Genomic DNA, 14,223 nt, shown 5'->3' on the forward strand with positions numbered 1-14,223 from the left:
AAATCTGATCAACCTGATGCGTAAATCTCCTGCTTGCTCGCGATCGATACCGCGAGATTGTAGTTCTACTAATCCTGATTCGGCGAGAAAAGTAACAATAACTTTCCCTTCTGTCAAGTCGCCAGGAGTTTCTAATAACACAACTTTGCCGTCTCGATATATACCCTTTACTGATTTTAACATTTTACTTTTATGCCCAACGACTTATTGACATTTTAGCTTTGTTTAGGATATCTAGCAGCTCAGGGAAATATTTTTGGGGATTGGCATTTTTCAAAAGCGGCTCCCACCAAAGATAAAGCCACCATCGGCGCTGTTACCGCCCTCAAAATTCTATTACCCAAAGAAACAGGCTCAAAACCAAATTCGATCGCCCTTTCCACTTCACCATCAGTCCACCCACCCTCCGGGCCAACCGCAATCGCGATCGATAATTCCTCCGTTTCTTGCTCCCCCCTTAGCAAGGGGGGCTGGGGGGGTTCCTCCGTTTCTTGCTCCCCCCTTAGCAAGGGGGGCTGGGCGGGTTCTAAACCGCTCGCGCAGTCCCACAAATGGCGATTTTCCCCGCGAGCCACACAAATAAATCGATGTTTTTCACGGCAATTTTTCACAGCCAAATCAAAGGAAACAGGCTCTAAAATTTCTGGGACAATTTGACGTTCCGACTGTTCTGCGGCCTCTGCTGCAATCCTTCTCCAACGATCGACCTTTTGAGAACTAGGTTTGAGCAAAGTTCGATCGCTCGTCACCGGCACAATACTAGCCACACCCAACTCCGTCGCCTGCCTGACAACCTCATCAAAGCCGTTTCCCTTGGGCAATGCTGCCATCAAAGTTACTGTCACCGGAAGCTCCCGGTTCGCGGCAATCTCCTCTGTTATGGAGGCAAATAACCCGGTTTCCGTGGCTGCTAGAATTGCTGACCACCAATGTCCGCGGCCGTCCATCGCGATAAATCGATCGCCCGCTTGCAGCCGCAGCACCCGATTTAAATAATGCTGTTGTTCCTTAGTTAAATCGATTTGGTTAGCAGAAATTTGGGCTGCAGCAACTGCTAATCTTTGTAATTGAGGCATTAAATTTTAGATTATTCGTTTTTCTATTAGATTTTTTTTCTTTAACCGCAGAGAGCGCAGAGAACGCAGAGGAAGAGACCGTGAGAGGGATAGGTAGGCGGGGTTTTAACGGCTCGGAAACAATCAAGGCAAAGCATTTACAACCAGATTTATGTTAAAAATCTAAGTTTTTTCTGCAAATGCTCTGCCCTTATGTTACTTTTGCCTAAACTCTATTTGATGCGATGGAAAATTGACAATGGTAAATCGGCTTATCCTTCCTCCTTAATCTTTTTCAGATAAGTGGAAATCGCCTCTGTCGCTAGCTGTGTAATCGGCTTGCCCTGACGGGCTGCTTCTTCCTTGAGCTCGTTGTAGATTTCATCGCGGACGCTAATTCGACGGCGGACTTTGCCGCCAGCAGTAGCAGTCTCATTTTCTTCGGCGTTACTAGACGTAACATCTAAATCATTTATCTCAGTTGTCATCGAGTCAGCAGATTGGTGATTGGTTACAAATTGACGGATAGATTCTAACCCAACGCGATCGCAAAAATTGCCAAAACTCTCGCTCAATTGCCGTTTTTGCTTAAAATAAACAAAAATTGGCTCCAGAAAAGCTTCAAAATCATTGACGTGCAGCTTTTGCTCAATTGGTTGTGCCAGCCGCGTTTGGTCGGGAGAACCTCCCAGCCAAATCTGGTAGGATTCCGGCGCACTCCCGACAAACGCCAATTCTGCTAAATAAGGGCGGGCGCATCCGTTGGGGCAACCGGTCATCCGCACCACAAAATGCTCGTCTTCTAAACCAACTTTGGTCAAAAGTGCCCGAATTCGCTCTAAAATGCTCGGCATCACGCGCTCGGACTCGGTAATCGCCAGCCCGCACGTCGGCATGGCCGGACAGGCCATCGCATACCGTACTATGGGGTCGATGGCCGTTTCTCGCTGAATGCCACAGCGATCGAGTATTCCCTGAATTTCCTGTTTGAAATCCGGCGAAATATCGTAAATCAAAACGTTTTGGTGCGGTGTCACCAACATCGGCACATTGTACTTCTGCACGATTTCCCGCAAAGCCGTTTTTAGCTGAAACGAACCTTCGTCCTTAATTCGGCCGTTGTCTACGGAAATGCCGACAAACAGCTTGCCGTCGCCTTGTTCCTGCCAGCCCAAGAAATCCAAATACTTCCAATCAGGCAGGGGTTTAAATGCTTCTAGCGGCTTGCCAAAATATTCGGCTACTTTTGCCCGAAACCACTGTACGCCTTTGTCGTTAATCAGATATTTCAGTCGCGCGTGCCGTCTGTCTGTGCGATCGCCAAAATCTCTTTGCGTTGCTACAATTGCCTTGACCAAATCGTAAACATCATCCTTGGCAACATAGCAAATCTCATCAGCAAGCCGCGCAAAAGTTTCTTCTTTATTGTGAGTGCGTCCCAAACCGCCGCCGGCATACACATCAAAACCTTGCAATTCGCCAGCTTCATTGGTAATTACTACCAAGCTCAAATCTTGAGAGTACAAATCAACCGAATTGTCTCCCGGTACGGTAACAGAACACTTGAACTTGCGCGGCATATAATGGCTGCCGTAAATCGGTTCTTCTTTGTCGTGAAATGTTGTGCCATTGCCGTTTGACTGTCTGGCAGCTTTCACCGCAGGGTCTTCTTCAGCACTAATAGCTTTTTCCCCATCCAGCCAAATTTCGTAATAACCTCCCGTTTGCGGTGTCAGCAAATCGGCAACATTGTTGGCGTATTTCAGCGCATACTCGTATTCTGGGCGATTTTTGTACGGTGCTGGCGGTGCCATGACGTTGCGGTTCAAGTCGCCGCAAGCTCCCAAGGTTGACCCCATATTTTTTATAATTGAGGAAAACACTGCTTTAAGATTTTTCTTCAACACGCCGTGCAGTTGGAAACCTTGGCGCGTTGTGACGCGGAGCGTGTGGTTGCCGTATTCTTCGGATAGCTTGTCTAAGGTAAGATATAGCTGCGGCGGCACGAACCCGCCGGGATTGCGGGTGCGGAGCATGAACTGATAGTCTTTTTCTTGTCCTTTAACTCGATTGTCGCGGTTGTCTTGCTGGTACGAACCGTGAAATTTTAGAATCTGAAGCCCTTCTTCGGTGAAGTGGGTTGTCTCTTCTAACAGTTCACTCGCAACGGGTTCTCGCAAATAGTTGCTGCGTTCTTTGAGACCTTCTGATTTTGAGGGCTTGCGCGCCACGGGGGTTGAAGTGGAAGATGCGATCATGGAATGTATAGTGGTAGTTATAATTTAGATACAGCCGATCGAATATTTCTGGACAATTTGACATTTGACAAATTTGCACTTGACAAATATCCTCAGAAATGCTGCCTGGTCGGATCTGTTGACAACTCGGTGAACAACTAAGTTAATAACGGTAATCCGGTAGGAATTCTGAAGTTGTTCAATTGTAACACGATCGAACGGGTGCTGAAAAATGCTAATTCAGAGTGTATACTTTCGATCGCTTAACTTGACGAAACTTTAGAAATAATTAACCTCAACCTTTGAAATTATGTCACTGTATGACGAAGACACCTTTGTGGTGTTAGAAACAAACCAGCCGGAGCAGTTTGTGACGGCGGCGGAATTATTAGAAAAGCTGAAAGCGGTTTTAGCGGGGGAACACGAAGATTTGCCACAGGATTTGCTCAAATTATCTTCGGTGGAAAAACAAGCTAAGTATTTAATTGATACTTATTGTGAATTAGATGTCGGCCCCGGAAAGTTTTTGCAGTGGTACGCTGTGCGCTTGGAAAAGTAATTTTGGTTATTTGTTATTTGTTATTTGTTATTTGTTATTTGTTATTTGTTATTTGTTATTTGTTAGTTGTTATTTGTTATTTGTTAGTTGTTATTTGTTATTTGTTAGTTGGTAGGGGCTGTGCCCCCGTGCCCGCCCTCTTAGTTGTTATTTGTTAGTTATAACAACCAATAACACCAATAACCAATAACCAATAACCAATAACAACTAACCAATAACCAATAACAACTAACCAATAACAACTAACCAATAACCAATAACCAATAACAACTAACTATTCTTCCAACTGTTGTACTGATGAGACTTCAACTGCGGTAACATCGATCGTACCGGGCGGTGTCAAGCGGCTAAAATGACCTTCCTCTATTTTCAAAGGTTCGCCGCAGTTGGCACACTGAAACTGAGTTTGATTTAAAGCTGTAAATTCGTACTGACAAACTGGACAACTGTCTTCAATTAAATTGCGTTTCAGCCACCACTGAAGTGCGAAAAATGCGACTACAGGTGTCAGCAGCAAGAAACCTACTACAATCAATACTGATTTAACTATCCAACCCAAACCAATTGATCCCAACACGCAGGCGATGCCCAGCAGTATCAGCCAATTGCTAACACGGGGTAGATTTAAAGATATTTTGGGGGTGCCTTGGTTCACGGTGGTCTCCTTTGGTGTCTTTGCGGGTAGGCATAACTCTATCCTACTGAGAAATTCACGCGGTCGATCGAGCTAATTTTCCCCTTGTACAGGCCAAAACCGCTCTCTACAGCATAAGTCGATCGGAGTCAGAGGGTTGAAAAATCCCTTGTAAAGATTGACAAAGCGATTGAAAACTATATCTTGCCAGGGTTTGTTCCCTCAACCAAGGGCGATCGCACCTTCGATCCTCTCCTCGCAAAATTTCTACACAAGCAACCGCTACTGCTGCCGAATCTCGGTGAGGAACTCGCCATCCCAGTTTACCATCTTGCAGCGGATCTGCCGAACCGTCCGCGTCCCCCGCCAGCACCGGTACTCCGCAAGCTAAAGCTTCCAAATAAGCTATACCGAAGCCTTCCTGGGAGGGCATTACATAAGCATCGGCCAACTGGTAATGTTCTGCTAAATTTTGTGTCGGTACAAAACCCGCAAATATTACTCTTTGGGCTACTCCCAAATCGGCGGCGAGTTTAGCTAATCTCGGGCGATCGTCCCCGCGTCCAATAACTAAGTATTTCACATTGGGAAAACTTTTGGCAATTTCCGGCAAAGCTTGAATTGTGACATCGACTCCTTTGTAACTATCGTGCGATCGCAATCTAGCCACAGTTATTAATATTTTAGCACCAACCAGCTCGTATTTTTGTAATAAATGCACAGGTTTAGGCCCAGTCGTAAATATATTTTCATCTACAGTACAAGGCACTATTTGGAATTTGTCAGGATTTAAATTGTTAAGTTCACAAGTGCGATTGCGCGTGTACCTGCTAATCGTCCAAATGCTGTCAGCGTCTCTCATTGCTGTTTGATATTTTGGTGGCAGCCGTTCCCAAACTTCCTTGCCGTAAGTTAAAATTGTGTAGGGAATTCCCAAGGGTTGGCACAGAATTTGAATTAGCGGTGCGAGTTTGATGTGACCGCAAAAAACCCGTTCCGGTCGTTTTTGCAGCAAACAAGTTAGCAATTTTGCGGCAAACTTAAGACGACCAAGCCAAACGAGATGAGTTTTTAGGTAAGAGAATTTGAGATTTTTTGACTCGAAGGGATTTGGGCAATCTGGAGAATCTCGCAATAGCAAAACTTCTGCTTGTGGCGGAAAGTTGTTGGCTGCGGTTAGTGACAGGTAAGCTTTCAGGATGTCTCGGGCGTAGGATTGAATGCCGCCTTCGCTGGAAAATATTTCTAGGAAACAGAATAGGTAAGAAGACTGGGCGGTTGAAACCGCGTCTATACAAACAAAACCCGCCGACGCGGGTTGAATACCAGAAGTCGTAGGGTGCGTCGCCATGAAAAATCTTTAGCTAAATATCGACAATCTTACAGCGACGCACCGGTGCTTACATCGGCCGTGTCAATAACCCCGTCTCGGCTTTCCTGCGATCCCCAAAACAAAAAGCCCCTCACCATCGCTGGTTAGGGGAGAAAATTATCAGGGTGCATCTACTAATGTGCTTACTATAGCATCATTTTGTGGGGTGTCACCCATCATGGGTGACACCAAGCAAATTTTTCAATGAGAATAAGTTATCGTTGAGGTGCTAAATGATTGCCAAAGCTTGTATGTCTGAGGATATAGTCCCTGTTAACCTAAGATAAGACAGACGCAAGAATCCTCAAAAAGCCTGTGAATTCGTAGATTTATGCTTGCCAAAGCCAATATTTTCCACGAAATCGGGTTTCCGATCGCAAATCCTCATAAAATTGAAAATTTAGAAAAAATCTGTGCTAGACCTCAAATTAATCCGAGAAAACCCGCAAGCCGTAGAAGAAAGCCTCAACACTAGAGGAGGCAACTATGAAATCGAGCCGATTTTACAACTAGACAAACAGCAGCGGGAGTTGGAAGGCAAGCGATCGCAACTGCAAGCCCGCAGCAACGAAATAGCCAAACTCATCGGCCAAAAAAGAAAATCGGGTTTACCCCTCGAATCCCCCGAAATTCAGACTTTGCAAGCAGAAGGCAACGAAGTCGGCGCGCAGTCGAACGAATTGCAAGCACAGGAAAAAGACCTCAAAGCTCAAATAGAAGTTCTATTGCTACCCTTGCCCAACTTGCCGGGTAAATCAACCCCCTTGGGCAAAAACGAAGAAGAAAACATCGAAATTCGGCGCTGGGGAGACGAATACATTTCCCAAAATCCCGATATTTTGCCGCACTGGGAAATTGGCGAAAAACTAGGAATCATTAACTTTGAACGGGCAGTAAAAATCGCAGCCCCTCGATTTATTACCTTAATTGGAGCTGGTGCAGCCCTGGAAAGATCGATTATTCAATTCATGCTAGACCGCCACACTAAAGCTGGTTATATAGAAGTAATTCCCCCATTTTTAGTCAACTCAGAATCCCTGACTGCTACGGGTCAATTGCCGAAATTTGCCGAAGAAAGTTTCAAGTGCGATCGAGACGATTTGTGGTTAATTCCTACTTCCGAAGTTCCGGTGGTAAATTTGTACAGAGGTGAAGTATTGACAGCGGAACAGTTGCCAATTTATCACTGTTCTTTCACTCCTTGCTTTCGCCGAGAAGCTGGCAGTTACGGCAAAGATACGCGGGGATTAATTCGGTTGCACCAATTTAATAAAGTAGAATTGGTGAAACTGGTGCATCCTAGCACCTCCGAGGCAGAACACGAAAAGCTCGTGCAGGATGCTGAGGGAGTTTTGCAGGCGCTGAAATTGCCTTATCGGACGATCGAGCTTTGTACCGGCGACTTGGGTTTCGCAGCAGCAAAAACCTACGATTTAGAGGTGTGGCTGCCGAATGCCGGCAAATACCGCGAGATTTCCAGTTGTTCCAACGTCGCAGATTTTCAGGCGCGGCGGGCTAACATTCGCTTTAAAGAAGCGGGGAAAAAAGGCACTCAATTCGTGCACGCCCTCAACGGTTCCGGTTTAGCTGTGGGCCGAACAATGGCTGCAATTTTGGAGAATTACCAGCAGCCGGACGGGACGGTAAAAGTGCCGGAAGTGCTGCAACCTTATCTCAATCGCGAGGTTTTGTAAACTACGAAGACGGGGCGGTTAAAACCGCGTTTATAGGAACAAAACCCGGATGGTGCGCGGGTTGAAGACAGGGCCGTTGAAATTACGCGATTTTCTTGAGTCCGCGGAGGCGGACATTGTTTGTGTAGACGCGGTTTTAACCGCCGACTCAAACGGGGTTTCTGACTTACAAATTTTTTAGCGCTTCCTTAATATCCAGCGCTAAAAATCTATCCAACGCTAAATACATCCAATAAAGTGATAGTTGAGCATCACTGTTAGTCTTTTGAAACCCCAAAGCAAAACTCATTTTTTCGTACATCGGGTGAATGATTAGCGTGTGCAAATCGCAAAGATTGGGAAAATCTTGTTTCATTTCTACTAAAACTTGCTGGATGTGTTCGAGAAAAATAACGCGGTATTCTTCTAAATATTGCGGCTCGATCATCCAACTGCGGACAAATATTGACTGGCAATTTTCATCTCCCGGAAGCGCCATGATAAAAGGATCGATTTCAGCAGCAACCGAACTTAAATGCAGGCTTTTACTGGGTGCGTTAAAAAAATTAACTTCCGATTCGGCTGCGGTGGGATAAAGTAAATAAAAACCGACAGGATTCAGATTGTCGCAGCGGCGCAAAACTCCCATTCCTTTTAGATATTTGCCTGCCAAAATTCGGAGAATTTTAGCAATTTGGTAGGGAACTGCGTTAGTGCTGCGATTCATCCAGTTGTAATTGGTTGCTAGTAAATTTGCAACGGGAATTGCATCGCACCGAGGATTAAAATTATCTAGTTTGAGTTTGACTGAATTTTCCGGCGGCGCGGGATCTAAAATTTCGGAAACTGGTTGAATTTGAATTGCTGTAGCGTTACCGTCAAAGTGTTTTGCGATCAATCCCAGTGCTGCTAATTTGTCTAACATCATGCCGGCGGCGCGATCGCTCCCGCGATCGGAATCGGAGTAAAATAGTTCTGCTGCTTCCCGGTGAGTGCACTGCACTTCTGTTGCTAGCAATTCCAGTTTAACCAGCGGCGGTTTGAGGCTGGGCTGGCTTTCCTGAAGCTGTTTGACTGATAGATAAATCCAAAGCCGTATAAAACATTCAGCCCTAGTGCGAGTTACGCCTACTCGTTTCATCAACAGCGAAACAGCCGCGCGGCGCTGTGATTGAGAATACCAAGCATCTAGTGAAGCAATATCCATTTTAGTCGGGAAGCAGCGAAGGAACTTTAGTTATACCAATTTCATAAAGTAGCGCTAGACATTACCCCCCCAACCCCCCCTTAGTAAGGGGGGGAGTGGGGGGGGTAGTACCACATCTTTAGAAAAATGGTATTACATATTGGCTCAATTTTACAAAAAACTTCACCCCGCTTCACATTACTTCTTGCTACTGTTGCTCAACTTGTCTGATTTCGCCCAACTCTACAATATAACTGGTTGATCCTTGCAAGTTCGCCGCTTCCCAAAGCACAATTAATTTTATACCATTTCTTAAAAGTTGCGGGTAAGTAGACGGCAATGTCATTGGTGTCTACTTAAGACTAAAACCCTTTATTTCTCTCGTTTGCATCCAAGTCTCGATCCCCCTAAATCCCCCTTAAGAAGGGGGACTTTGAATACTCCGGTTCCCCCCTTTTTAAGGGGGAGTAGGGGGCAAGCTAAGGGGGGATCTCCGGGTTTTACAACACGCCCTAGAGGGGATCGAAGCACTAATCTTCAGCCAGACTAACTTCGGATTTTTAGAGGTTTACACCATGTACAGTGCTTATATCAATCGGATTGGAAAGTTTTTGCCGGGAAAACCAATTAATAATGACGAGATGGAGGAGTATTTGGGCAAAATTGCCGATCGCCCTTCGCGAGTCAGACAGCGCATTCTTAACAGCAACGGGATTAAACAGCGCTATTACGCGATCGACAAACAGCAGCAAACACTGTATTCTAACAGCCAAATGGCAGCTTTTGCCGTCCGGGATGCGATCGCCCTTGCAAATTTGGAACCGGGGGCGATCGACTTACTAGCCTGCGCCACCACTTTACCAGACTTATTAGTACCGGGATTTGCCAGCACAGTACACGGCGAACTTTCCGAATTATCTCCCCTAGAAATAGTTTCCACTCAAGGAGTTTGCTGTGCCGGAATTACCGCCTTAAACTACGCCGCATCTCAACTCGAACTCGGCAAAAAACAAACAGCAATCGCCGTCGCCTCCGAATTTCCCTCGCGCCTGTTCAAAAACACCAAATTTGAAGCAGAAACATCAGTAAAAGCCGGAAAACCCCTACCTTTCGATACAGAATTTCTGCGCTGGATGCTATCAGACGGTGCCGGAGCATTTTTGCTGCAAAACCATCCCAATGCGACAGGAATTAGCTTAAAAATAGAATGGATTGAATTAATTTCCCACGCCAACGCCTATCCAGTTTGTATGTATTCAGGATTAGCAAACGAAACAGCAACAAAAAGCTGGTTAGATTATTCCTCCTACCTCGATGCAGCCGCAGCCGGAGCTTTTGACTTGCGGCAAAATATTCGCTTGCTCGACAATGTAATGAAATTAGGCGTTGAAGGTTGGCTGAGATTGATTAAAGCAGGAAAAGTTTTTCCGCAGGAAATCGACTGGCTGCTGTGCCACTATTCCTCTCACTTTTTCCGGGGACAAATTGTGGAACTTCTGGAACAAGCAGGCTGCATGATTCCTGAAGAAAAATGGTTTACCAACTTGTACAACAGGGGAAATACAGGCTGCGCCTCGATTTATTTAATGTTAGAAGAATTGTTCAATGCTGGCAAATTGCAGCCGGGACAAAAAATCTTTTGTTTCGTACCGGAAAGCGGCCGCTTTACAACAGCTTACATGATGTTAACTGCTGTGGAAAATACCAAGAAACCTATGATTTCTCAAATGTCTAAATCCGTTGATGTTCCCGAAGCTTCGCCTCCCGAAAGTGTTAAAGCGCAACAGCCCCAATCTCCGCAAGCTTATTTGTTGCGGGAGTTAGCCTGGATTTGGCTGAAGTTCGATCGCGAAATTCGTTCTGTTCCCATTGTCCGCAAATTGTACCGGGGAGAGTTTACAATAGAAGACTATCAAGCATTGCTGTGCAATCTCCGCCCGCAAGTTGTCGAGGGTGCTCGCTGGATTGCGCGCGCTGCTTCTAACATGACTGACTTCCGCCTGCGATCGACTTTTATCGGCCACGCCCAAGACGAACACCGCGACTATCAAATGCTAGAAAAAAATTATGTTTCTGTCGGTGGAGAGTTGTCAAAAATTGTGGAATATGATAAGAATATTGGCAGCGAAGCCCTGTCAGCTTTTATCTTCCACCAAGCATCGCGGGAAAATCCGGTCGATTTAATTGGTAGTATGTTTATAATCGAAGGATTGGGAAACAGGTTAGCCCTAAAGTGGGCAAAAGAAATTAAGGAAACTCTCGGTTTGCAAGACGAACAAGTATCGTTTTTAGCTTATCACGGAGCGAATGACGAGTCGCATTTAGCCAAACTGGAAAATTTAATTAATGCCGAATGGATGACGGATGATATCGCCCACCGCATTGTCAAAACTGCCCGCGTTACTGCTCGTTTATATTTGCTGCAATTGGAGGAAATACGCTAATGCAAAAGCTGCAAAAACAAGATACGGAAAATCTCCCGGATGAGCGGAAAATCCCTTATGCTACGAAACCCTACAACCGCCGCGATCCGAATGTTTGGGATGTCCTGTTTTGCGATCGGTCAATTCCCGTCGATTTAGTTGCAAAAGCATACATGATGCAGGATTTGCAAAACTGGACTCGCAGTTATTTGCTCATCCCGATTAAAGTAATTGCTAACTTGTTGCTGGCGGTAATTATGACAACAAAGCGCCTGTTGCCATTTCAATTTCGCGCTTACACTTTAATGCACAAATCCGCCGCATTTTTCCTAAATAACTTTGTCTCGCCCGAAGCTTGTTATTTAATTGTGCGGCACATAAACATCGGTTCCAACATTATCAACTTCTTGATTGATAACGGCCCGGACACCCAGATTGAAAAATCAAAACTTTATCCGCGCACAGTTAGCGATTTAGCTGAGAATGCCTTTCTCGAACACGACTTAATTCTGTATAACTTTGTCTGGGATTACAACCAGGCTATGCTGACAAATCCCAACTGGTTGCAGGTTGTCAAAAAACGGGGAATAAATTATGATAGCATTCAACCTGTGGAAGTTGCAATTGATTTTGAAAGACTCAGGTGGCTGAGGATTCTGGATTTAGAATCTGCGATCGAATTGTTTAAAGTGTTTTATTCTCTGTGTTTGACGAGCGACGAATTTGCGCGAGCAGTGATGTCGCTTCAGTTAGATGAAAACTTTGGAGTCTACGTCAGCGAAATTACGGAAAATTGCGACTGGAATCATGTCATTGTCAACCGCCATCCGCTAGCGCCAAACAGTCCGTTTAATGCGGCGCGCGACTTGTTTTTGCACGGGATAATTTCTGAATATCTCTATCGGTATTTGGAACTGCGAAAAGAGATGAAATAAACTTTAATTAAATCGCCCTAAATACCAGTACGAGCTAGTTTTGCAAATAATATTTGATGGCGCACAATCTAAGTAAATCGGTGGGAAAAAACAAAAATGTTTTAAGAAAGATAAATGAGGCTAAAACCCGAATCTTTTTCCCAATTACGCTGCTAGCTGTGATTGCTGGATTGCGGGCGGCAAATTCTGATTTACCACAATCCATTTTCCTGTAATCGGATCGCGGTAAGTAATAAACGGATTAGATTTTAAAGATTCACTGCAAGATTTAACTTTCATTTCTCAACACTCTCTATAAATTGTCTTGAGTAGCTTCTACTACAAACCCATAATTTAATAATCGGTGATTTCGCCGGAAATTTGCGTGATTTATACCTCAACATTAGGTGATATTTTAGGTATTTTTTGGTGATATATAGCACGGCAAAATGTGATTGACAACTGTGTTTTCTGTGAGCAGCATCACCAAAAAGTTTCCGAAAAACACTTCGGCATCGTGGCTTTTACCTTCTAAGTTGAAGAACACCACTATTTTCAGTGAATATCTGATATTATTAAGTAAGGTAAAGACGTTTATCAGAGATTCTCCTCACAAATTTATGGTGCTATTTGGATTTGGCAAAAAGTCGAGCCTGCCCTCTCCCCAAGAGGCATTGCCGGGACGGGCAGAGCAGATATCGGTACCGGCAGCTCACTTTGTTAACGGCAATCCGCTCAAACCTCCCTTTCCAAACGGCATGGAAACTGCCATGTTTGGTTTGGGCTGTTTTTGGGGCGCGGAACGGAAATTTTGGCAGCAAAATGGAGTTTTTTCGACTGCTGCGGGCTACGCGGCGGGGATTACTCCGAATCCTACTTATAACGAAGTTTGCAGCGGGATGACGGGACACAATGAAGTTGTTTTGGTTGTGTTCGATCCGAAGGTAGTTAGTTACGAAACGCTGCTTAAAGTTTTTTGGGAAAGTCACAATCCGACTCAAGGAATGAAGCAGGGTAATGATTCGGGTACTCAATACCGATCGGGAATTTACACCTATTCAGCCCGTCAAAAGCAGCTAGCTGAAGCTTCGCGCGATGCTTACCAGCAAGCTCTGACGGCGGAAGGTTACGGCAAGATTACCACGGAAATTCTGGAGGCTCCTGAGTTTTATTACGCAGAAAGCTATCACCAGCAATATCTTGCTAAAAACCCGAACGGTTATTGCGGTTTGGGCGGTACTAAGGTTTGTTTGCCTGCTATGTCTCAGGCTTGAAATTTTACGCGCCTGATGGATAGGGACATAATCATGTTCGTTGGTGTCAATTTAATGTCAAATGTAGTCACAGATTTCTGTTGGGCGACTAAAACCCGATCCCCCCTAACCCCCCTTAAGAAGGGGGGGACAGGAAGCGATCGAAGTCGGGTGCATCTCAGTTGTGCATTTGTAGTGCTGTCGCGAGCGTCCCCGCTCGCATTGTAAAAAAAAATGCTTTTTGCGAAAATGAGATGCTCCCTCAAAGTCCCCCTTCTTAAGGGGGATTTAGGGGGATCGGGCCTCAGATAAAAGCAAGATTTCTCAGGCTTCAGACTTGATTTGACACTAATTAACTGGTTCCCAGGCTCCAGCCTGGGAACCCATATTTAGAGGCTCTGCCTCGCTTGGGAAAATGGAGGCAGAGCCTCGCCTATCTGCGTTACCAGGCTGGAGCCTGGTAACGAGTAATAAAATAACGTAATTTTAACCGCCGTTCTTCAACCCGCGCACCATCCGGGTTTTGTTTGTGTAGACGCGGTTTCAACCGCCCGATCTTCTGCCACAAAACGCGGAATATATTAGTAGTTGAAAACAGGTGAGAAATGCTGACGGCTGTTGTAATTATCAATTTAATGATATCTGTGGTGTGTTTTTATATCGCTACAAGAGTGTGGAAAATCAGACGGACGATCGCGCGTTTGGAAATTCGGATCGCAGCAATCGATCGCTGCAGCAGCAATCTCCTCGGCATTTCACCGGATTTCTTGGCTAAAAGGCAGGAAGGTGCGCGCCAACTGCGACGGCGCTATCAACAACTGGAATTGCAACTGCAACAGGTTCGGCAACTTTTGGGATTGCTGGGTTTTGGGCGAATGCTCTGGTCCAAGCGCGATCGACCTTTGAGGTAAGCTATC

13 protein-coding genes are annotated in these 14,223 nt (G+C 45.3%); 6 read left to right on the top strand and 7 right to left on the bottom strand.

Annotation, left to right across the window (positions count from 1 at the left end):
• The 3 genes from WBA89_RS04135 to sir form a co-directional block, all read right to left on the bottom strand.
• A partial coding sequence (locus WBA89_RS04135) for a hypothetical protein (RefSeq protein ID WP_424404264.1) occupies nucleotides 1-183 on the bottom strand: 183 nt, incomplete at its 3' end.
• 59 nt (nucleotides 184-242) lie between these two features.
• Nucleotides 243-1,076: a 16S rRNA (uracil(1498)-N(3))-methyltransferase gene (locus WBA89_RS04140; RefSeq protein ID WP_424404265.1), complete on the bottom strand. Its 834-nt coding sequence runs from the start codon at nucleotides 1,074-1,076 to the stop codon at nucleotides 243-245.
• Nucleotides 1,077-1,327: 251 nt separating this feature from the next.
• Complete coding sequence (sir, locus tag WBA89_RS04145; protein WP_424404266.1) at nucleotides 1,328-3,313, bottom strand: sulfite reductase, ferredoxin dependent; 1,986 nt, start codon at nucleotides 3,311-3,313, stop codon at nucleotides 1,328-1,330.
• Nucleotides 3,314-3,602: 289 nt separating this feature from the next.
• Here sir and WBA89_RS04150 point away from each other — a divergent pair, with 289 nt between their 5' ends.
• Complete coding sequence (locus tag WBA89_RS04150) at nucleotides 3,603-3,851, top strand: chlororespiratory reduction protein 7 (RefSeq protein ID WP_424404267.1); 249 nt, start codon at nucleotides 3,603-3,605, stop codon at nucleotides 3,849-3,851.
• A gap of 274 nt (nucleotides 3,852-4,125) precedes the next feature.
• On the opposite strand, the gene WBA89_RS04155 is transcribed toward WBA89_RS04150, so the two are convergent.
• On the bottom strand, nucleotides 4,126-4,506 hold the full coding sequence (locus tag WBA89_RS04155; protein ID WP_424404268.1) for a hypothetical protein: 381 nt from the start codon (nucleotides 4,504-4,506) through the stop codon (nucleotides 4,126-4,128).
• 106 nt (nucleotides 4,507-4,612) lie between these two features.
• The gene (locus WBA89_RS04160; RefSeq protein WP_424404269.1) at nucleotides 4,613-5,836 is read right to left on the bottom strand and encodes a glycosyltransferase family 4 protein; all 1,224 of its coding nucleotides are present in this window, start codon (nucleotides 5,834-5,836) and stop codon (nucleotides 4,613-4,615) included.
• A gap of 434 nt (nucleotides 5,837-6,270) precedes the next feature.
• Between WBA89_RS04160 and serS the strand changes: the two genes are divergently transcribed.
• Nucleotides 6,271-7,551 carry a serine--tRNA ligase gene (gene serS, locus WBA89_RS04165; protein ID WP_424404270.1) on the top strand — a complete coding sequence of 427 codons (1,281 nt, stop codon included), beginning with the start codon at nucleotides 6,271-6,273 and terminating at the stop codon, nucleotides 7,549-7,551.
• 166 nt (nucleotides 7,552-7,717) lie between these two features.
• On the opposite strand, the gene WBA89_RS04170 is transcribed toward serS, so the two are convergent.
• On the bottom strand, nucleotides 7,718-8,737 hold the full coding sequence (locus WBA89_RS04170; RefSeq protein ID WP_424404271.1) for a hypothetical protein: 1,020 nt from the start codon (nucleotides 8,735-8,737) through the stop codon (nucleotides 7,718-7,720).
• 554 nt (nucleotides 8,738-9,291) lie between these two features.
• On the opposite strand from WBA89_RS04170, the gene WBA89_RS04175 reads away from it, so the two are divergent.
• On the top strand, nucleotides 9,292-11,160 hold the full coding sequence (locus WBA89_RS04175; RefSeq protein WP_424404272.1) for a 3-oxoacyl-[acyl-carrier-protein] synthase III C-terminal domain-containing protein: 1,869 nt from the start codon (nucleotides 9,292-9,294) through the stop codon (nucleotides 11,158-11,160).
• Entirely contained in the window at nucleotides 11,160-12,074 is a 915-nt protein-coding gene (locus WBA89_RS04180) for a DUF6999 family protein (RefSeq protein WP_424404273.1), read from the top strand. The genes WBA89_RS04175 and WBA89_RS04180 overlap by 1 nt, the downstream gene beginning before the upstream one ends.
• 144 nt (nucleotides 12,075-12,218) lie before the next feature.
• On the opposite strand, the gene WBA89_RS04185 is transcribed toward WBA89_RS04180, so the two are convergent.
• On the bottom strand, nucleotides 12,219-12,353 hold the full coding sequence (locus WBA89_RS04185) for a hypothetical protein (protein ID WP_424404274.1): 135 nt from the start codon (nucleotides 12,351-12,353) through the stop codon (nucleotides 12,219-12,221).
• 320 nt (nucleotides 12,354-12,673) lie between these two features.
• Here WBA89_RS04185 and msrA point away from each other — a divergent pair, with 320 nt between their 5' ends.
• Nucleotides 12,674-13,327, top strand: a complete 654-nt coding sequence (gene msrA, locus WBA89_RS04190) for a peptide-methionine (S)-S-oxide reductase MsrA (protein ID WP_424404276.1) — start codon at nucleotides 12,674-12,676, stop codon at nucleotides 13,325-13,327.
• 584 nt (nucleotides 13,328-13,911) lie between these two features.
• A complete protein-coding gene (locus WBA89_RS04195; RefSeq protein WP_424404275.1) occupies nucleotides 13,912-14,217 on the top strand; it encodes a hypothetical protein in 306 nt (101 codons plus the stop codon).
• The last annotated feature ends 6 nt before the right edge of the window (nucleotides 14,218-14,223 follow it).

This window comes from Microcoleus sp. (genome assembly GCF_049646505.1).
Taxonomy (GTDB): Bacteria; Cyanobacteriota; Cyanobacteriia; order Cyanobacteriales; family Microcoleaceae; genus Microcoleus.